The organism is Streptomyces sp. B3I8 (genome assembly GCF_030816915.1).
In the GTDB taxonomy this organism is placed as follows: domain Bacteria; phylum Actinomycetota; class Actinomycetes; order Streptomycetales; family Streptomycetaceae; genus Streptomyces.
In genome coordinates, this window is record NZ_JAUSYN010000002.1 from 2893024 (window position 1) to 2911237 (window position 18214).

Here is an 18214-nt window from a genome sequence, read left to right on the forward strand (position 1 = left end):
CGTCACCCGCCGGGAGGGCGGCATGCTCGCCGCCGTCGACCATGTGCAGCTGGCCGCGCCGCCCGGCTCCGAGGACCGGCTGCGCGCGTACTACGCCGGGGTGCTCGGCATGACGGAGGCGCCAAAGCCGCCGGTGCTCGCCGCACGCGGCGGCTGCTGGTTCGAGGCCGGTGCCGTCCGGCTCCACCTGGGCATCGAGGAGGACTTCCGCCCCGCCCGCAAGGCGCACCCCGGGCTGCGCGTCACCGGCATCGAGGCGTACGCGGCCCTCCTCACCGCCCGCGGGGCCCGGGTCACCTGGGACGACACCCTCCCCGGCCACCGCCGCTTCTACTCCGAGGACCCGGTCGGCAACCGGCTGGAGTTCCTGGAGCCGACGGTCGCGGACGGTACGCCGCCGGGCGACAGCACGCGGGGGGGCACACGGACGACGCCCGTCACTCCGCACCCGCGGACGGGGGGAACCGGCCTGAGACGGTCCGGGACCCGCCGGAACAACGGATCCGGGGCGGACGGAACCCCGGCGGAACAAATGCGGGACGGACCGAATCCCGCCGGAATGGCGGATTCCGTCGGAATGAGGTGACACCCACATGATCCCTGACCGTTCGCCCCTCACCTACCTCATATAATCATCCGATCCTGTTCACAGCTCACCCATCGCTTCTGCACTGACCTCGCCACGTTCGAGCAGCGTGCGGGGGACGCGGTCGGACGTGGCGCACGGCTCGGGGAATTCCATGAAGATCGCGTTCCTGCTCCACAACGCCTACGGCATCGGCGGCACCATCCGTGCCACGGCCAACCTCTCCGGCGCCCTGGCCGAGCGGTGCCACAAGGTCGAGGTCGTCAGCGTCCAGCGGTCCCAGGACGCCCCGCGGCTCGCCTTCGACCCACGGGTGACGATCACCCCGCTCGTCGATCTCCGCCCCGGCTCCCCGGAGTACGAGGGCGACCACGAGCTCACCCGCCGGCCGAGCACCATGTTCACCTATCCGCCCGCCGGTCCGTACACCGCGCTGGAGGACCGACGCATCACCCAGTACCTCACCGACACCGACGCCGACGTGGTCATCGCCACCCGCCCCGACCTCAACGGCCACCTCGCCCGCGACGGCCGGCGCAGCCGCTACCTCCGCCTCGGTCAGGAACACCTCAGCCTCGGCGCCCACGACGAACAGGTGCGTGCGGACCAGAACGCGGCCGTCCCCGGTCTCGACGCCTTCCTCACCGTCTCCGAGGCCGATGCCGCCGCCTACCGCGCCGCCCTGCGCCGCGTCCGTACGCGGATCATGTGCATCCCCAACAGCGTGCCCGCCCCGGACGTGGCCCCCTCCACCCTCGACTCCCGCACGATCGTCGCCGCCGGGCGCCTCATCTCCGTCAAGCGCTACGACCGGCTCATCACGGCCTTCGCCAAGGTCACCGCCGAGCACCCCGACTGGACGCTGCGGCTGTACGGACGGGGCGTCCAGAAGGCGGCCCTGCGCCGGCAGATCGACGAACTCGGCCTGTACGACCGGGCGTTCCTGATGGGGGCGGTCTCACCGATCGAGACCGAGTGGGCCAAGGGCGCCGTCGCCGCCGTCTCCTCCGACATGGAGTCGTTCGGCATGACCATCGTCGAGGCCATGCACTGCGGGGTCCCGGTCGTCGCCACCGACTGCCCGCACGGGCCCGCCGAGATCATCGGCCACGAGCGGGACGGCCTGCTCACCCCGCTGTCCGGTGACGCGGACGCGCTCGCCGACGCGCTGAAGCGGCTCATCGCGGACGAGCCGCTGCGCCGTCGGCTCGGCGAGGCGGCCCGGGACAAGGCCCGCGCGTACGCGCCGGACGCCATCGCCGCGCGGTACGAGACGCTCTTCGAGGAACTGGCGCAGGCCCGCCGGCGGACGCTCGCCGGGACCGCCGCGCGGGTACGGGGGCGGCTGAGCCGGGAGCGCGACACCCCGGCCCCCGCGCCCACGCCCGTGGCCACCACCGCCGTCCCGTCCCCGCCGCCCCTCGCCCTGTGCGCCACGTCGACCGCCGACGGCGGGATCCTCGTGCGGCCCGGCCGGGGCGGGCGGCTGCCGGGCGGGCCCCGCGAACTGCTGCTGCGGCTGCGCCGCGACCCGGAGGGCCGGGAGGTCCGGGTGCCGGTGCCGGAGGACGGCAGGAAGCGGGGCGTCCTGCTGTCCCGTGCCGAGCACGTGCTGCCGGACGGCCGCTGGGACTGCTACCTGGTGCCGGCGGGCGGCACGGCGACGAAGCGGCGGCGGATCACCGCCCGGATCGTCGAACAGGCCGCGCTGGTCGGGCTGGAGCCCGCCGTCGGCCCGCACGGCGTGAGCTCCGTGATCCCGTACACCACCACCGACGGCTTCCTCGCCCTGCGCGCCTGGCTGCGCCCCACGCACGCCGAGGTCGGGCAGATCCGCGTCGACAACGACGGCGAGGGAGCGCTGACGGTGACCGCGACGCTGTACGGGACCGCGCTGCCGGAGGGCGCGCGGGTCACCGCGTCCACGCGGTCGAAGGAGGCGCCGGAGGTCGTGGTGCCCGTGCGGCCGACGGCCGGCGACGGGTTCGCCTTCGACCTCCCCTACGAGGAGCTGGTCCGCCGGAGCACCGGCGAGGACGAGCCGTGGGACCTGCGGCTGACGGGTCCCGGACTGGAGCCGCCGGTGCCGCTGGGACGGATCGGCGGGGACCTGGCCGACCGGAAGAAGACGGACGTCCTGCCGGACACCGCGGTGGCCGGCCACCGGGTGAAGCCGTACTTCACGGCGAGCAACGCACTGGCGCTGAGCGTGCGCCCGGAGACCGCGTAGGACGACGTAGGACGTCACGCGGACCCGGCAGCCGTCGGCAACGAACAACCGGTGAAGACTGCGTGGTCCGGGCAGTGCCCCGGACCACGCCCGGTTGCCATGCTGTTCCCGCCCCGTCCGACCGGGCGGCACGGCCCCGGGCCCCGGACTCGCGGCCCCGACGCCCCTCGACCTCAAGGTGGTTCGACTTCGTGAGACTGACCCGTGTGACGCTCGCCGTGGCCGCCGGTGCCCTCGCCCCGGCGCTGCTGTTCTCCACCCCGTCCTTCGCCGCCGGCGCGACGACCGCCGTCCCGGCCGCCGCCGTGTCGGACACGGACCCGGGCGCCGGGTCCCCTTACGACGACATGGACATCAACGACCTCCGCATCGCCGTCCTGCGCATCCTGGCGAACCCGGACAGCGGCAAGCGGGTCACCAAGGAGGCGAACGCCCTCCTCGACGACGGCACGGTGGAGGAGATGCGCGCCTGGCTGAAGACCGGCTACCGCCTCGCGCAGTTCGAGGACGACCAGGTCGCGATCTTCACCATCATCGGCAAGCCGGCGTCCGGCAGGGCCGTCTACCGCGAGGCTGCCGAGGCCCTCGACGCGGGCACCCCCGAGGCCGCCCGCGCGTTCCTGGAGACCGGCTACCGCCTCGCCCAGGCCGAGGACGACCGCTTCACCCTCTTCCAGATGCTCGCCGACCCCGAGATCACCCCCGCCATGCGCGCCGCGATCAACGCGGTCCTGGACGACGGCACCCCCGAGGCCCTCCGTCACTTCCTGGAGGTCGGCCAGTACGAGGTCGACGGCTAGCTAGGGCCTCTCGTTCGGATCATTCCGGCGTCGCGGGGTCCGGCACGGGTCGGTCGAAGACGCACCGCGCCTCCCAGCCGGCCTGATCCGAACGGAAGACCCTGGAGACAGCGTGCGAGTGGGGGCGCCCAAAGACCATCGGGCGCCCCCACTGCCATGCTCCGCTACCGCACCCGGTGTGCCCCTGCCGCCGGAACCGCGGTGAAGGTGCGGGGGGTGGTGAAGCCGGCCTTGGCGAAGGCCGCTTCCACCGCCTTCGTGATCGGGTCGACGGCCGCTTCCTCCGTCAGGACGATGGCGGAGCCGCCGAAGCCGCCGCCTGTCATGCGGGCGCCCAGGGCGCCGGTGGCGAGGGCCGTGTCGACGGCGAGGTCGAGTTCGGGGCAGGAGATGCGGAAGTCGTCGCGCAGGGAGGCGTGGCCCTCGGTGAGGACGGGGCCGATGCCGCGGGTGTCGCCCGATTCCAGCAACGACACCACGCGTTCCACGCGCTGGTCCTCCGTGACCACGTGGCGGACCAGGCGGCGGACCTCGTCCTCGTCGCCGAGCCGGTCCAGTGCCGCGTCGAGGTCGTCGTAGGCGACGTCACGCAGGGCGTCGACGCCCAGCAGTGCCGCGCCCTTCTCGCAGCCGGCGCGGCGCTTGCCGTACTCGCCGTCGCTGTGGGCGTGCTTGACCTGGGTGTCGACGACAAGGAGCCGCATGCCCTCGGCCGCCAGGTCGAAGGGGATCTGCTTCTGGGAGAGGTCCCGGGTGTCGAGGAAGAGGGCGTGGCCGTCCTCGCAGCAGGCGGAGGCGGTCTGGTCCATGATGCCGGTGGGGGCGCCGACGTAGACGTTCTCGGCACGCTGGCACAGACGGGCCAACTGCCAGCCGCGCAGGCCCAGTCGGTACAGGTCGTTCAGGGCGAGGGCGACCACGACCTCAAGGGCCGCCGAGGAGGACAGGCCGGCGCCGGAGGGGACGGTGGAGGCCAGGTGGATGTCGGCGCCGTCGATCTCGTGGCCGGCCTCGCGCAGTGCCCAGACCACGCCGGCCGGGTAGGCGGTCCAGCTCTTGTCGGTCTCGGGGGCGAGGTCGTCGAGGGAGAGTTCGACGGGGCCGGCGTCGATGTCGGCGGAGTGCAGCCTTAGGCGGCCGTCCTCGCGCCGGGCGACCGCCGCGACGGTGGTGTGCGGCAGGGCGAACGGCATGACGAAGCCGTCGTTGTAGTCGGTGTGCTCGCCGATGAGGTTCACCCGTCCCGGCGCGGCCCACACCCCCTCGGGTCCGGTCCCGTACAGCTCCTGGAACCGGTCGGCCACCTCGTCGGCGGCTCTGGCGACAGCCTCACTCATGCCCTGTTCCTGACCCTTCGCTACCACTCGTTGCGAGCGTACGCGCTGACTGTACGTGCGTGTCATTCGGCTTCGCGCGCCTGGGCGAACCGCCAGGCGTCGGCGACGATCCCCGCGAGGTCCGCGCGGGACGGGTTCCAGCCGAGCTTCTCGCGGGCCGTGTCCGCCGCGGCGACCAGGACGGCCGGGTCGCCGCCGCGGCGCGGGGCCACGGCCTCGGGGATCGGGTGGCCGGTGACCCGGCGGACGGTCTCGACGACCTCGCGGACGGAGAAGCCGTTGCCGTTGCCCAGGTTGCAGATCAGGTGCTCGCCGGGCACGGCCGCGGTGAGGGCGAGGAGGTGGGCCTCGGCCAGGTCGGCGACGTGGATGTAGTCGCGCACGCAGGTGCCGTCCGGTGTCGGGTAGTCGTCGCCGAAGACGGAGATCGCCTCGCGGCGGCCCTGGGCGACCTGGAGGACGAGCGGGATGAGGTGCGACTCGGGGTCGTGCCGTTCGCCGAACTCCCCGTACGCACCGGCCACGTTGAAGTAGCGCAGCGACACCGCGCCCAGGCCGTGGGCGGCCGCCTCGCCGCTGATCATGTGGTCGACCGCGAGCTTGGAGGCGCCGTAGGGGTTGGTGGGCTTCGTCGGCGCGGTCTCCAGGATGGGGACCTGCTCGGGCTCGCCGTACGTGGCGGCCGTCGAGGAGAAGACGAGCGTGCGCACGCCCGTCTCGCGCATCGCGGCGAGCAGCGCCATCGTGCCGCCGACGTTGTTCTCCCAGTACTTCTCCGGCTTCACCACCGACTCGCCGACCTGTGAGAACGCGGCGAAGTGCAGGACGGCGTCGAAGGAGGGGTCCAGCCATTTGGCGGCGTCGCGGATGTCGCCCTCGACGAAGGCCGCACCCGCCGGGACGCCCTCGCGGAAGCCGGTGGAGAGGTTGTCCAGGACGACCACCTCGTGGCCGGCCTCCAGCAGGTGCTGGGCCACGACACTTCCGACGTAACCGGCGCCGCCGGTGACCAGGTACTTGCCACTCATGAACTCGCTACCTCTCGCAGTCGCCGGGCCGCGGTCTCCGGCGGCACGTCATTGATGAACACATTCATGCCGGATTCGGAACCCGCGAGGAACTTCAGCTTTCCGGCGGTGCGGCGGATGGTGAAGAGTTCGAGGTGGAGCGCGAAGTCGTCCCGGCTCACGCCGTCGAACTCCTCCAGCGCGCCGAACGGGGCCTGGTGCCAGGCCGAGATGTAGGGCGTCGCGGGCTCGTCGTCGCCGAAGATCCGGTCGAAGCGCCTCAAGAGTTCCAGATAGACCTGGGGGAACTCTGTGCGCGCCGCCTCGTCGAGCGCGAGCAGGTCGGGCACCCGGCGACGCGGGTAGAGGTGGACCTCGTAGGGCCAGTGGGCGGCGTAGGGCACGAAGGCCACCCAGTGGGCGGTCTCCAGGACCAGCCGATCACCCGTGCTCTCCCGCTCCACGACGGCGTCGAAGAGGTTCTCCCCGCCGCTCGTCCGCCGGTGTTCCGCGAGTGAACGGAGCATCAGTGCGGTGCGGGGGGTGGTGAAGGGGTAGGCGTAGATCTGCCCGTGCGGGTGACCCAGTGTCACGCCGATCTCGGCGCCGCGGTTCTCGAAGCAGAAGACCTGCTGGACGGAGGGCAGATGGGACAGCTCGGCCGTGCGGTCGGTCCACGCGTCCAGGACCAGTCGCGCCTGTTCCTCGGTGAGGTCGGCGAAGGCCGCGTCGTGGTCGGAGGTGAAGCAGACGACCTCGCAGCGGCCGGAGTCGCCGGCCAGCGAGGGGAAGCGGTTCTCGAAGACGACGACGTCGTAGGAGGAGTCGGGGATCTCGCTGAGCCGCTCGCCCCGGGAGGGGCACAGCGGGCACTCGTCGGCCGGCGGGTGGTAGGTGCGGCCCTGCCGGTGGGAGGCGACGGCGACCGCGTCGCCGAGCAGCACGTCGCGGCGGATCTCGGACGTGGTGACGGTGCGCTCCAGCGGACGCCGGTCCACGGCGTCGCGCACGGTGTCGTCACGCAGGTCGTAATAGATCAGCTCACGCCCGTCGGCCAACCGGGTCGAGGTCTTCTTCACGGCGCCTTACCCCAATCTTCCAACAGAACCCAACATAACAAACCATGCCACCTCTCGAAGGTCAACATCACAATCCCACAAAAACAACCAACAGGGGTGTTCATTTTCTGAACACGGAGGCGTAAATTCCGCCCTGATCCGTTCACGCGACGAAGCGAGTACGCATGCAGACCCCCACATATCTGGCAGCCGAGCTACGGCTCCCCACCAACTGGCTCGATTACACGATCCTCGGCATCTACTTCGTGGTCGTCCTGGGCATCGGCTTCGCGGCCCGCCGCTCGGTGAAGACCAGCCTCGACTTCTTCCTCTCCGGGCGTTCGCTGCCCGCCTGGATCACCGGCCTGGCGTTCATCTCGGCCAACCTGGCCGCCACCGAGATCCTCGGCATGGCCGCCAACAGCGCCCAGTACGGCGTCTACACCGTGCACTGGTACTGGATCGGCGCCATCCCCGCCATGGTCTTCCTCGGCCTGGTGATGATGCCCTTCTACTACGGCTCCAAGGTCCGCTCGGTCCCCGAGTTCCTGCTGCTCCGCTTCGACAAGTGGGCCCACCTGCTCAGTTCGGCCCTGTTCGCCTTCGCCGCACTGCTGATCGCGGGCGTCAACCTCTACGCCCTGTCGATCGTCGTCGAGGCGCTGCTGGGCTGGCCGAAGTGGGTGGCGATCCTGGTCGCCGGCGCCTTCGTCCTGGGGTACATCACCCTGGGCGGTCTGTCCTCCGCGATCTACAACGAGGTGCTGCAGTTCTTCGTGATCCTCGCGGCCCTCATCCCGCTCGCCGCGCTCGGCCTGAAGCGGGTCGGCGGCTGGGACGGTCTGACCGACTCGCTCACCAAGTCCCACGGGGACAACTTCGTCACCGCGTGGGGCGGCACCGGGATCGGCAGCGCCAACCCGCTCGGCGCGAACTGGCTGACCATCGTACTGGGCCTCGGCTTCGTACTGTCGTTCGGCTACTGGACGACCAACTTCGCCGAGGTGCAGCGCGCGCTGTCCGCGAGGAACCTCTCGGCCGGGCAGCGCACCCCGCTGATCGCGGCGTTCCCGAAGATCTTCATCGTCTTCCTGGTCATGATCCCGGGCCTGGTCGCCGCCGTCCTCGTGCCCAACATCGGCACACCCCACTCGAAGCTGCAGTACAACGACGCGATCCCCTACCTGATGCAGGAGCTGCTCCCCAACGGCATGCTCGGCATCGCGGTCACCGGTCTGCTGGCCGCGTTCATGGCGGGCATGGCGGCCAACGTGTCGTCGTTCAACACGGTGTTCACCACCGACATCTGGGCGCGCTACGTGGTGCGCGACCGCGAGGACGGCTACTACGTGCGGTTCGGCCGGCTGATCACCGTCATCGGTGTCGCGGTGTCCGTCGGCACGGCGTTCCTGGCCTCGTCGTTCTCGAACATCATGAGCTACCTGCAGACGCTGTTCTCCTTCTTCAACGTGCCGATGTTCGTCGTCTTCATCGTCGGCATGTTCTGGAAGCGGGCGTCCATGAAGTCCGGGTTCTGGGGGCTGCTGGCCGGTACGACGGCGGCGATGGTCAACTACTTCGTCTTCTACAAGCAGGGCATCGTCGACATCCCCACCGACCAGGGCGCCAACTTCGTCTCCGCGATCGCCGGCTTCGTCGCCGGTGCGGTGGTGATGGTCGTGGTCACCCTGTTCACCGCGCCGAAGCCGGCGGACGAGCTCCAGGGCCTGGTCTACGGCACGCGCTCGCCCGGCATGGAGGAGCCGCCCGCCAAGGGTGACGACGCGTGGTACCGGCGTCCGGCGCTGCTCGGCTGGGGCGCGGTCGTCCTGGCCGCCGCGTGCTACATCCCGTTCTCGATCTGACGGCCGAGGGGCTGACACACCATGGCTGAGCAATTCCCCCGGGACGACGACCAGCACCGTCGGGCGTCGTCCGAGAAGGACCTCCAGCGCGAGGTCGCCGAACTCCAGACGAAGTCCGCGACGGCCGCCCGCCTGTTCGACATCCGCCGCATCATCGGCGGCCTGTTCGTGCTCTACGGGATCATCGTGACGATCGCCGGCATCACGGCCTCCGACGCGGACATCGACAAGGCGGTCGGCGTCAACATCAACCTGTGGACCGGCATCGGCATGCTGCTCCTGGGCCTCTTCTTCCTCGCCTGGCTCTGGCTCCGCCCCACGGAGCCGCCGGAAGTGACGGAGGAGGACGTACTCGAGCAGAAGTAGGCGGGACGGCTCCAGCTCGGCGGTACGGGGCCGGTGTCCACAGAGACGGACACCGGCCCCATTACGGCTGGGCGCGCCGGGGCACGCTGTGCATCACGTCGTCAAGACAGGTGGCGCTCACCGCACGCTCGGCCCAGCAGTCGAGGATGTCCATGTCGGCCATGTCCACCATTTCCCGGACGACGGCGGGCACCTCGATGCCGCGCCATTCGAGGATGGCCACGAGCATCCGCGCCCTTTCCTCCTCGCGGCCCTCCACCCTGCCTTCCTCCCGCACCTGCTGGGCCACGGGACTGTTGAAGAAGTAGTTGATCTGCCGCCGAGCCACGGCGTCCCCCTGTTCTACGGTTGCCTTGCCGCTCGCACGATCACTCGCCGACGAACAGGTCCTCCGCCGTGGTCGCGTGCATGGCGCGCCGGAACCAGAGATCGAGCTGGTCCGTGTTGGTGCAGGACATGACCCGCGCGCGAACGGACTCGGGCACCTCGATGTCACGGCACTCCAGGGCATTGAGCGTCATACGAGCCTGCGTCTCCACTCGGCCCTCCACTCGGCCCTCCACTCGGCCCTCCTCTCGGACCTCCTGGGCGACCGGGCTGTTGAAGAAGTACTTCACTGGTGCCATCAGACCACTCCAGATCTTCCTCGCCTGGTCGTCCACCAGGCACGACTCGACAAGGTGTGCGAACACCGTGGCGTTCTCGGAGTCGAAAGTCTCCAGCGCCTCGGCCAGGGGTTCCAGTATGGCGGCGGCGTCCGGGCCGCGCCCGTGTGTCATGGCCGAGAAGGCCGCGAGGGTGATGTCCTTCGCGATCTCCTTCTCGTCGGTGATCAGCGGCACGTTCTCCGGGCTGAGGACCATCGGCCTGATGATGACCGAAGGCCACCCCGGAAGCCCGTACCGGATGTGCTGCGCCGCCCACCTCGCCGTGGAGCGGCTCTGAGTCACGACGATCAGCACGGGCTGCAGACCGAACTTCGCGTGCAGATAGGAGAGGTAATACGGCCAACTGCTGCGCTTACTCTCGTCCTTGCGCCCCTGCGCCTCGACGACCAGCAGGAAGTTACCCTCGTCGGTGTCCACCCTCAGCAGGGTGTCCACGCGTCTCTCGATCGGTTCGATCTCCGTGAGGTCCGCGTTGAGCACCGCGAACTCGCGCGGCTTGGGGAACGGGACGTGCAGCAGGTTCTGGCAGGCCCGCGTGAGCAGTGCGGGGTCCTTCTGGAAGACCCGATGCAGTCCTTCGTGCGAAGAGCTGACCATCGAACCTCCTTTCTTTCCGACTTGCTCAACGATCACACCGTCGCCAGGTCACACCACACGTACTTGCCCCGGTTGCCCTCCGTGGACAGGGGGTGCCAGCCCCACAGGTCCGCGCAGGCGCGGACGAGGGTGAGGCCTCGGCCCTCCTCCAGGTCGGCCGCACAGTCCGCCGCCGTCGGGTCCACCGGCTCGGGCGACCTGGGGTCCGTGTCCCATGTCCCGATCCGCAGCACCCCCGCCGACCACCGCACCCGCAACGCCGCCGGCCCCTCGGTGTGCCGTACGGCGTTGGCGACCAGTTCCGCCGCGAGCAGTTCGGCGACGTCGACGACGCGGATCAGTCCGTGCAGGGTGAGGATGAGCCGCAGGGTGCGACGGCTGACGGTGACGGCGCGCGGGTCGTTGGGGATGTACAGGGAGTACTCCCAGGGTGCGGTGAATCCTGTTCCGGTCCCGTTCTCGGGCATGCGTGAACTCCGTTCGGTGGAGCGGGGGTGAGATGCGCGCGGCTCCCGGACGGTGGCATGCCTCAGCCGTCGTGGCAGGACGGATCGGTGCGCTTCCGGATGTTCCGGCGGTTCCGCAGCGTGTGCGTCGCGTCACTGACGGTATGACCTAAATTTAGGACTCCGCAAGTCGCTGCCGTAATCTCCCCCTGAACGAGTAACCGCCGCAGGAGCTTGAGGGCAAGGGGGAGCGTCATGCCGCGTCGACGTCAGCCGACCGCGCGCCAGGTGCGATTGGGCATCGAGCTGCGGAAACTCCGCGAGGCGGCGGGGCTGAAAGCGCGCGAGGCCGCGGCGCTGCTCGGCGCCGACTCCGTACAGATGAGCCAGATCGAGGCGGGCATCGCAGGCGTGAGTGAGGAGCGCGTACGACGTCTCGCCGCACATTACGGCTGTGTGGACGTGGAATTGGTCAACGCCTTGGTCGCGATGGCGACGGACCGGACGCGCGGCTGGTGGGAGGAGTACCGGGGTGCGCTGCCGGATTCGTTTCTCGACCTGTCCGAGTTGGAGCACCATGCCACGTACCGGTGGGACATGGACTTCTTGTTCATCCCCGGTCTGCTGCAGATCGAGGACTACTCCCGCGCTCTCTTCGCGGACAGAGTTCCCGCCCTGCCCGAGAGAGATCTCGACCTGCGCGTACGCCACCGAGTGCAACGCAGAGCGGTCATCGAAGGCCCGACCCCGATTCCCTATGTCGCCATCATCCACGAGGCGGCACTCCGCATCAGAGCATGTGATCGAGTCGCCTCACGCAGACAACTCGCCCACGTGCTCGACCTGTCGGAAGCGGACCACATCACCGTCCGAGTCGTTCCCCTGGACCTGGACAGCTTCGCCAGCGCCGGGGCCACCATGGTGTATGCGGGCGGAGCCGTCTCCAAGCTGGACACCGTCGTGCGCGACGCACCCCACGGCACGGTCTTCATCGATGCCGAGGCGCAACTGGGGACCTTTCGCGCTCACTTCCATAGGGTAGAAGCACGGTCTCTCGCACAAGGCCCCTCGCGGGACCTCATCCACAAGCTGGCGAAGGAGCTGTGAAGCGCACATGGGCACCCAGTGGAACTGGCAGAAGTCGTCCTACTCCGGTGGCGGCGACGGCAACGCCTGCGTCGAGCTAGCCGCCGGTCCCGCCACCCTCCACCTCCGCGAGAGCGACGACCCGGACGTGCGCCTCACCACCACGCCCGTCGCCCTGGCCCACCTCCTGCACCGCATACGTCACGGCGTCGTCATGACTGGCACTCCGTCGTGATGTGCAGTGACGACCAGGCCTGCTCGTCCTTCTTCACCATGGCGCCCTTGGCCGTCTTGGCGTTCAGGCTGATGGACACCCCGTCGGGTCCACAGACGTAGTGCTTCGTGTGGGAGACGTGCGCGGAGAACCGCACCTTGGTGTCACCGTGCAGATCGAGCCCTTTGGTGACGATGCTGTCGCCCTCGACCAGTCGCCAGGTCTTGCCGCCCACGTCGTAGTAGTACGTGCTCCCCTTGATGTACTCGACGTCGTCCGTCAGTACGGCCTTGACCGTCGTCGTGGGCTGCTTGACCGCCCCGACGTCGTGGTAGTCGAGGGTGTAGGTCACCTTGGACGGGACGTTCCCGCGTACGCGGTCCACCAGGTCGGGTATGGAGTCGGGGTTGTACAGGACCGCCGCCACCACGCCGCAGCCGCCGGTGATCCACGCCGCGAGCACCAGGTGATGCTTCCACTCCCACTTACCGCTGTCGCTGCTCACGGCACCAGCCCCCCGCCCCACGCACCACCGAGCCGACCGGCCCCAAGTCCGGCCAGAAGTGGCGGAATTGTACACAGGCGGGGGCGGGACCGGCGTGCCCCCGGTCCCGCCCCCGCCCGGCCGTCCGGCCGCTCAGCCCAGCTTCTTCGCTTGGGTCTCCACCAGGACCGTCGGGAACTCGAAGTCCCCGCCCTTCAGCAGGGCCGCGGGGTTGACGCTGCTCACGTACGCGACCGTCGTGCCCGTGCGGAAGGCGGTCACCTTCATCGGGCCGGGCTTGGGCATGCCGTCCTGCTGGACCGCCGCGGTGAAGGCGACGGCCTCGTCGCCCGCCTCGGGGGCGGTGTCGGCGGCGACCTTGGTGAGCTTCTGCTCGGCGCCCATCGCGGTGAAGGTGTAGCCGCCCGCGCAGGCGGTGACGCTCTTGCCGATCGACGCCAGCGCCTTCTTCGCGGCGGCCTCGTCGGCGTAGGAGGCGAGGGTGATGACGGACGTCGTCGTGTCGAACGCCGCGTCCACGGCGGCGTCGACGTCCTTCTCGGCGCCGGCCGGTGCCTTCTTCTTGCCGGTGGCCCGGCGCTGCACGGTCGCCTTCGGGTCGTCGAGGGCGACGCCGGACAGGGAGAGGCTGAGCGGTGCGCAGTCCTCGCGCTTGGAGGCGACCTTGTCCGCGGTGACCGTCTCCTCCTTGGTCGGCTCGCTGACCAGGAAGCCCTTGACGTCGGTCTTCGTCAGCGCCTTCGACGTCAGCCCGGCGGCGCTCAGCGGCGCGGCCGCCGCGGCGGAGGCGGGGGCCTTGGCCCCGTCGGACGTGGAGGAGTCGGAGGAGTCGGAGTCCGTACCGCCGCAGGCGGTGAGCAGGACGGCCGCGAGGGCGACGAAGGGGACGGTGGCGGGCAGGATGTGTCTGGGCAAGGGGATGCCTCACCTTTCGGGCAGCGCTTTTGAGCGAAGTTCAACAAGTGATGGTCAGGACTTTACTTGCGGCTTCACAGAAAACACACCCGGGTGTCCCGTCGTCCCTCGTCGGGGCCCTGGGGGGCACTCCGGGGAATCCTCACGCGAAGGCCCTGTGAAGGTCTCAAACAGTGGGCCGAACCAAGGGGTTGACAGCTCACAGACTGCTAAGATCATCGCACGTTCAGTAGGCTGACGGCGCGTCACGTGTTGACCGCGCACGGGGGACAGTCTCTAGGGCCCCATCGCGAGGGGCAGCGACCGTGGCCTGCCGGCCCAGGCCCGGGCTCACGGTCGCCCCTGTCGCGAGGCGACTTGAAGAGAGTCTCATGACGTCTTTGATCCAGGACCCACTCCTGTGGGTCTTGCTGGCGGTACTTCTCGCTGCGGTCTTCGCGGTGTTGAAGGCCCGCCGCACCAACATGGCACTCCGCAGACAGAACGAGAACCTGCGCGGCGCCCGGGACGGCCTCCAGGGAGAACGCAACCAGCTCTACACCGACTACGCCGCCCTGCGTACCCAGCACTCCGACGCCCTCGCGGAGGTGCGCCAGGACGCCGAGGCGGAGACCAAGGACGTGCTGAAGTCCGCGATGCGCACCCTTCAGGTGCTCGCGGACGAGCAGCAGCACGTCATCGACAAGGCACAGCGCAAGTACGGCGACGACTCCGAGATCCTCGCCGACCTGATGCTCGTGGACCACACCAACAGCCAGTTCAGCCGCCGCGCCCAGGGCATCGCGGTGCTGTGCGGCGGTTGGCTCGGCCGGCGCGAGACCATCGCCTCGGTCTACGACGTGGCCCGCAGCGCGCAGGGGCGGATCAAGCACTTCGACCGGGTCCGCATCAACTCGCAGGTGAACGTCTCGGTCGCGCCCAGGGCCGTGGAGCCCGTGGCGGTGGTCCTGGCCGAGCTGCTGGCCAACGCCACCAACTACAGCGCGCCCGGCACGCCCGTCGAGATCAACATCCAGTCCGTGTCGACCGGCGTCTGCGTGATTGTCGACGACGCGGGCCTCGGCATGAGCCAGGAGGAGAAGGACCGGGCCGCCGAGCTGCTCGACCCCAAGGGGCCTGTCGCCATCACCGGCCTCGGCAACCCCCCCAAGTTCGGTTTCGCCGTCTCGGGGATGCTCGCCGCCCGCTACGGCTTCAAGGTGTCTGTCGACTCCGTGTCCCCCTACGGCGGCGTACGTGCGGTGATTCTTCTGCCCGAGAACCTGCTGACCACCAATGTGCCCGAGCCGGAGGAGTCCGGTGCGGCGGGTCACGGTTACCCGGACGGGCAGTCCACGACGCCGGGGCCGACGCCCGTACCGGACCCGGAGCCGATGGCGCCGCCGCAGCGGCTGACGTCGATGGCGACCCCGGCCCACCACGCGGCACCCGCCCGGCCGCTGGGCACCACGGTCGGCGGTCTGCCCAAACGGCGTCGCATCAGTTCGGTCTCCGTGGTCCCGTTCCCCGTCGAGGAGACGGAGCGGGAACCGGAGCCGGACCACGGCGGCCAGGTCACCGCGGCGCGCATCTCGGCGTTCGCCCGCGGCACGCAGCTCGGTCGGAACACCCCCTCCACGGAAGGACCCGAAGACCAGTGAATCCCGACCTGTCGTGGGTGCTGAACGACGTGCTCCAGGTGCGCGGCGCCCGGCACGCGATCCTCGTATCGGCCGACGGCCTGCTGCTGGAGCGCTCCAGCGACATCGGCCGCGACGAGGCGGAGACCAACGCCGCCGCCATGAGCTCCATGCAGTCGCTGAGCCGGGCCGTGGCCCCGTTCGTGTCCGGCGGGAACGGCGTCTGGAAGCAGACGCTGATCGAGTACGACGGCGGCTGGATCTTCCTGATCGCCGCGGGCCAGGGCGCCTACCTGGCGGTGTCGGCGGCCCTCGACGTCGACATGGAGTCGATGTCGTTCCGGATGCAGCAGCAGGTGAGCGCGCTGGGCAAGGCGATGACCACACCGCCCCGCCAGAGCGCGGGTGCGGACGTATGACCAGGCCGGACGAGGAAGCCGCGGTCACCGGTCACTTCGTACGCTCCTACGTCATCACCGGCGGCCGGCGTCTGCCGGAGGCGGACGAGCTGTCCCTGCACACCCTGGTGACGCTCGCCCCCGACGCCGAGCTGCCGCTCGGGGCGTCCCCGGAGGTGCGCGAGATCTGGGAGCTGTGCGCGGGCGGCTACCTGGCCGTAGCGGAGGTCTCCGCCCACCTCGGGCTGCCCGTGGGGGTGGCCCGGCTGCTGCTGACCGATTTATACGAACAGGGCCATCTGCTGCGCCGCGCCGCACCGCCGCGCGCGCAGCTCGTCGACCGAGAAACCATCGAGAAGGTGCTGCATGGACTCCAAACCCGTTATGGATGAGCGCGTGGACACCCGCAGCACCCCTGCCGGCCGCAACCCGGGGATGTATGTCTCCGACGCGGTGACCACCACCGCGAAGATCCTCGTCGTGGGCCACTTCGCCGTGGGCAAGACCACGCTCATCGGATCGCTGTCGGAGATCACCCCGCTGCGCACCGAGGAGAAGATGACGGAGGCGTCCAGCCAGGTGGACGACCTGCGCGGGGTGCCGGACAAGGTGACCACCACCGTGGCGCTGGACTTCGGCCGGCTCACCCTCAGCGACGAGCTGGTGCTGTACCTGTTCGGCACCCCCGGGCAGCAGCGGTTCATGCAGCTCTGGGAGGACATGGCGCGCGGCGCGCTGGGCGCGCTGATCCTGGTGGACCCCTCGCGGCTCGCCGACTCCTTCCCGGTGATCGACCTGGTGGAGAAGTACGGCCTGGAGTACGCCATCGCCGTCAACTCCTTCGACCCGTCCGCGCGGTTCGGCAAGGAGGAGATCCGCGAGGCGCTGGACCTGCTGCCGGACACCCCCGTCGAGTACTGCGACGCACGGGACCAGCGCTCCTCCGGCCACGCGCTGATCGCCCTCGTGCGGCACCTGCTCACCCGGGTGTCCTGAACACCCCCCGTACCACTTCCGCCCCCGAAGGAACTCCCTCATGGACCACCAGCAACCGGCCGGCAGCCCCGGCGCCGCCTCGAGATGCCCGATGCACGGCGCCGACTTCGCGGCCGACCCGCACCTGGTCTACGACCAGCTGCGCGCCCAGGGCCCGGCGGCGCCCGTCGAGATCGCGCCCGGTGTGAACGCCACCCTGGTCACCGGATACGAGACCGCCCTGCGCGTCCTGCAGAGCCCGCAGCTCTTCGTGCGGGACTCGCGGCGCTGGAGGGACCTGAACGAGGGCCGCATCTCCCTGGACAGCCCCGTCCTGCCGATGATGGCGTACCGGCCCAACTGCCTGTTCACCGACGGAGCCGTGCACCTGCGGCTGCGCAAGGCGGTCACCGAGAGCCTGGACCGGCTGAACATCACCCGGATCCGCCGGGACGTCGAGCCGATCGCCGCGTACCTCATCGACCAGTTCAGCGAGCGCGGCCGGGCCGACCTGCTGCACGACTACGCCAAACTGCTGCCGCTGCTGCTGTTCAACAAGCTGTTCGGCTGCCCGGCCGACATCGGCGACCGGCTGACCGGCGCCATGGCCGCGCTGTTCGAGGCGCAGGAGGCGAGCGAGGCGCTGCGCGCCAACGAGGAGCTCAACGCCTCCTTGATGGAGCTGATCGCGCTCAAGCGGCGCGAGCCCGGCGACGACATGACCTCGTGGCTGATCCAGCACGGGGCGGGTCTGACGGACGAGGAGCTCAAGGACCAGTTGGTGATGCTGATGGGCGCCGGCATCGAGCCGGAGCGCAACCTCATCTCCAACACCCTGCTGACGCTGCTGACCGAGGACTCCTCCGGCCGCGGCACCGGCATGCTGATCGAGGAGGCGCTCGACCAGGTCCTGTGGAACGACCCGCCGATCGCCAACTACGCCACCCACTTCCCCGTGCAGGACGTGGATCTCGGCGGCACGGTCGTGGAGGCGGGCTCACCGGTCATGATCAGCTTCGCGGGTGCCAACACGGACCCGGCGCTGAAGGAGGCCCGGCAGGCGCGCAGCGCGGGCGCCCACCTGGCCTGGGGTGCCGGGCCGCACGCCTGCCCCGCGAAGTCGCCGGCGCAGGTGATCGCGGTGGCGGCGGTCGAGGCGATCCTCAACGCCCTGCCCGATCTCCAGCTCGCCGTGCCCGCCGCGCAGTTGCAGTGGCGTCCGGGCCTCTTCCACCGGGCGCTGGTGGCGCTGCCGGTCCGGTTCAGCCCGACGCCCGCGACCCGGGTGGCCGCGGCCCTCGGCCACGGTGCCATGCCGGCGTCCCGGCCGGCCCCCGCCGAGCAGCCGATGCGGTCCGCCGCGCCGGCGGCCCCGCGCTCGGCGGAGCCGCAGCGGTCGGGCCGCAAGGGCGGCTTCTGGAGCACGTTCCTGGACCTGTTCCGGGTGTGACGGGTGCGGCCGTCGCGACCGGTGTGTCCGGCGTGACGGTGTGCCGGGTGTGCCGGGTGAGACGGGTCCGGCAGGCCTGACGGAGTGACGGG

The 18214-nt window shown here is 70.2% G+C and carries 19 protein-coding genes and 1 pseudogene; 12 read left to right on the forward strand and 8 right to left on the reverse strand.

Annotated features, from left to right (window positions below):
* Window positions 1-22: 22 nt before the first annotated feature.
* The 3 genes and pseudogenes from QFZ64_RS14825 to QFZ64_RS14835 all read left to right on the forward strand — a co-directional run.
* Window positions 23-376 (forward strand): annotated as a pseudogene (locus tag QFZ64_RS14825) (VOC family protein); the annotation flags it as partial.
* A 364-nt stretch (window positions 377-740) separates the two neighbouring features.
* A complete protein-coding gene (locus QFZ64_RS14830; protein WP_307065872.1) occupies window positions 741-2816 on the forward strand; it encodes a glycosyltransferase family 4 protein in 2076 nt (691 codons plus the stop codon).
* A 191-nt stretch (window positions 2817-3007) separates the two neighbouring features.
* Entirely contained in the window at window positions 3008-3616 is a 609-nt protein-coding gene (locus tag QFZ64_RS14835) for an ALF repeat-containing protein (protein WP_307065874.1), read from the forward strand.
* A 164-nt stretch (window positions 3617-3780) separates the two neighbouring features.
* Here QFZ64_RS14835 and galK read toward each other — a convergent pair whose 3' ends face one another.
* The 3 genes from galK to galT form a co-directional block, all read right to left on the reverse strand.
* On the reverse strand, window positions 3781-4953 hold the full coding sequence (gene galK / locus QFZ64_RS14840) for a galactokinase (protein WP_307065876.1): 1173 nt from the start codon (window positions 4951-4953) through the stop codon (window positions 3781-3783).
* 62 nt (window positions 4954-5015) lie between these two features.
* A complete protein-coding gene (gene galE, locus QFZ64_RS14845) occupies window positions 5016-5981 on the reverse strand; it encodes a UDP-glucose 4-epimerase GalE (RefSeq protein WP_307065878.1) in 966 nt (321 codons plus the stop codon).
* Window positions 5978-7039 carry a galactose-1-phosphate uridylyltransferase gene (gene galT, locus QFZ64_RS14850; protein ID WP_307065880.1) on the reverse strand — a complete coding sequence of 354 codons (1062 nt, stop codon included), beginning with the start codon at window positions 7037-7039 and terminating at the stop codon, window positions 5978-5980. The genes galE and galT overlap by 4 nt, the downstream gene beginning before the upstream one ends.
* 164 nt (window positions 7040-7203) lie before the next feature.
* Here galT and QFZ64_RS14855 point away from each other — a divergent pair, with 164 nt between their 5' ends.
* Window positions 7204-8883 (forward strand): sodium:solute symporter family protein, encoded by a 1680-nt coding sequence (locus QFZ64_RS14855; protein ID WP_307065882.1) that lies wholly within the window; start codon window positions 7204-7206, stop codon window positions 8881-8883.
* A 21-nt stretch (window positions 8884-8904) separates the two neighbouring features.
* The gene (locus QFZ64_RS14860) at window positions 8905-9249 is read left to right on the forward strand and encodes a hypothetical protein (protein ID WP_307065885.1); all 345 of its coding nucleotides are present in this window, start codon (window positions 8905-8907) and stop codon (window positions 9247-9249) included.
* Window positions 9250-9310: 61 nt separating this feature from the next.
* On the opposite strand, the gene QFZ64_RS14865 is transcribed toward QFZ64_RS14860, so the two are convergent.
* The 3 genes from QFZ64_RS14865 to QFZ64_RS14875 are packed head-to-tail and all read right to left on the reverse strand — an operon-like array spanning window position 9311 to window position 10981.
* Entirely contained in the window at window positions 9311-9577 is a 267-nt protein-coding gene (locus tag QFZ64_RS14865) for a hypothetical protein (RefSeq protein ID WP_307065886.1), read from the reverse strand.
* Window positions 9578-9617: 40 nt separating this feature from the next.
* Window positions 9618-10514: a hypothetical protein gene (locus QFZ64_RS14870; protein ID WP_307065889.1), complete on the reverse strand. Its 897-nt coding sequence runs from the start codon at window positions 10512-10514 to the stop codon at window positions 9618-9620.
* Window positions 10515-10546: 32 nt separating this feature from the next.
* Window positions 10547-10981 (reverse strand): ATP-binding protein, encoded by a 435-nt coding sequence (locus tag QFZ64_RS14875; protein WP_307065890.1) that lies wholly within the window; start codon window positions 10979-10981, stop codon window positions 10547-10549.
* A gap of 234 nt (window positions 10982-11215) precedes the next feature.
* Here QFZ64_RS14875 and QFZ64_RS14880 point away from each other — a divergent pair, with 234 nt between their 5' ends.
* Window positions 11216-12067, forward strand: coding sequence for a helix-turn-helix transcriptional regulator (locus tag QFZ64_RS14880; protein WP_307065892.1), 852 nt, complete (start codon window positions 11216-11218; stop codon window positions 12065-12067).
* Window positions 12068-12074: 7 nt separating this feature from the next.
* On the forward strand, window positions 12075-12281 hold the full coding sequence (locus QFZ64_RS14885) for a DUF397 domain-containing protein (RefSeq protein ID WP_307065894.1): 207 nt from the start codon (window positions 12075-12077) through the stop codon (window positions 12279-12281).
* Here the strand turns inward: QFZ64_RS14885 and QFZ64_RS14890 are convergent.
* The gene (locus QFZ64_RS14890) at window positions 12259-12765 is read right to left on the reverse strand and encodes a hypothetical protein (RefSeq protein ID WP_307065896.1); all 507 of its coding nucleotides are present in this window, start codon (window positions 12763-12765) and stop codon (window positions 12259-12261) included. The genes QFZ64_RS14885 and QFZ64_RS14890 overlap by 23 nt on opposite strands.
* A 132-nt stretch (window positions 12766-12897) precedes the next feature.
* The gene (locus QFZ64_RS14895) at window positions 12898-13680 is read right to left on the reverse strand and encodes a hypothetical protein (RefSeq protein ID WP_307065897.1); all 783 of its coding nucleotides are present in this window, start codon (window positions 13678-13680) and stop codon (window positions 12898-12900) included.
* A gap of 371 nt (window positions 13681-14051) precedes the next feature.
* Between QFZ64_RS14895 and QFZ64_RS14900 the strand changes: the two genes are divergently transcribed.
* The 5 genes from QFZ64_RS14900 to QFZ64_RS14920 are packed head-to-tail and all read left to right on the forward strand — an operon-like array spanning window position 14052 to window position 18122.
* Window positions 14052-15320, forward strand: coding sequence for an ATP-binding protein (locus QFZ64_RS14900; protein WP_307065899.1), 1269 nt, complete (start codon window positions 14052-14054; stop codon window positions 15318-15320).
* On the forward strand, window positions 15317-15718 hold the full coding sequence (locus tag QFZ64_RS14905) for a roadblock/LC7 domain-containing protein (protein WP_307065901.1): 402 nt from the start codon (window positions 15317-15319) through the stop codon (window positions 15716-15718). Before QFZ64_RS14900 ends, QFZ64_RS14905 begins: the two co-directional genes overlap by 4 nt.
* Window positions 15715-16089 carry a DUF742 domain-containing protein gene (locus tag QFZ64_RS14910; protein WP_307065903.1) on the forward strand — a complete coding sequence of 125 codons (375 nt, stop codon included), beginning with the start codon at window positions 15715-15717 and terminating at the stop codon, window positions 16087-16089. The genes QFZ64_RS14905 and QFZ64_RS14910 overlap by 4 nt, the downstream gene beginning before the upstream one ends.
* A complete protein-coding gene (locus tag QFZ64_RS14915; RefSeq protein WP_307065905.1) occupies window positions 16082-16693 on the forward strand; it encodes an ATP/GTP-binding protein in 612 nt (203 codons plus the stop codon). The genes QFZ64_RS14910 and QFZ64_RS14915 overlap by 8 nt, the downstream gene beginning before the upstream one ends.
* Window positions 16694-16733: 40 nt before the next feature.
* Window positions 16734-18122 carry a cytochrome P450 gene (locus QFZ64_RS14920; protein WP_307065906.1) on the forward strand — a complete coding sequence of 463 codons (1389 nt, stop codon included), beginning with the start codon at window positions 16734-16736 and terminating at the stop codon, window positions 18120-18122.
* Window positions 18123-18214 lie beyond the last annotated feature (92 nt).